Source organism: Agrobacterium sp. LY4 (assembly GCF_001526585.1).
Taxonomy (GTDB): domain Bacteria; phylum Pseudomonadota; class Alphaproteobacteria; order Rhizobiales; family Rhizobiaceae; genus Agrobacterium; species Agrobacterium leguminum.
The window spans coordinates 1-888 of sequence record NZ_ASYA01000040.1; the positions used below are offsets into that span (position 1 = coordinate 1).

1 protein-coding gene is annotated in these 888 nt (G+C 58.9%); it reads left to right on the top strand.

Translation table 11 applies throughout. From position 1 onward, the window contains the following. Window positions 1–7: 7 nt before the first annotated feature. Window positions 8–888: formyltetrahydrofolate deformylase (gene purU, locus L904_RS22010; protein ID WP_035259300.1), on the top strand; the 881-nt coding region annotated here is incomplete at its 3' end.

Sequence of the window (888 nt, forward strand, 5' to 3'; positions counted from 1 at the left end):
AAAACGAATGACATCCTATGTTCTGACCGTAGCCTGCAAATCGACCCGTGGCATTGTGGCTGCGATTTCCGGTTATCTGGCGGAAAAAGGCTGCAACATCGTCGACAGTTCGCAGTTCGACGACCTCGAGACCGGCAAGTTCTTCATGCGCGTCTCCTTCATCTCCGAGGAAGGCGCCACCCTTGAGGCCATCACCGACGGCTTCAAGCCGGTGGCGGAAAAATTCGGCATGGAGGCGGATATCTATCCGGACGGCCAGCGCATGAAGACGCTGTTGATGGTCTCCCGTTTCGGCCATTGCCTCAACGATCTGCTCTATCGCTGGAAGATCGGCGCATTGCCGATCGACATCGTCGGCGTCGTCTCCAACCATTTCGATTACCAGAAGGTTGTCGTCAACCACGACATTCCCTTCCACCACATCAGGGTGACGAAGGAGAATAAGCCCAAAGCCGAAGCCCAGCTGATGGACCTGATCGAGACCAGCGGCACGGAACTCGTGGTACTGGCGCGCTACATGCAGGTTCTGTCCGACGACATGTGCCGGAAGATGTCTGGCAAAATCATCAACATCCACCACTCCTTCCTGCCCTCCTTCAAGGGCGCCAACCCCTACAAGCAGGCCTATGAGCGCGGCGTGAAGCTGATCGGCGCGACGGCCCATTACGTTACCGCCGATCTCGACGAGGGCCCGATCATCGAGCAGGACACGGTGCGTATCACCCACGCCCAGAGCGCCGACGATTATGTCTCGCTCGGCCGCGATGTGGAAAGCCAGGTGCTGGCCCGCGCCATCCACGCCCATATCCACCACCGCACCTTCATCAACGGCAACCGCACCGTCGTCTTCCCGCCAAGCCCGGGAAGTTATGCTTCCGAGCGGATGGG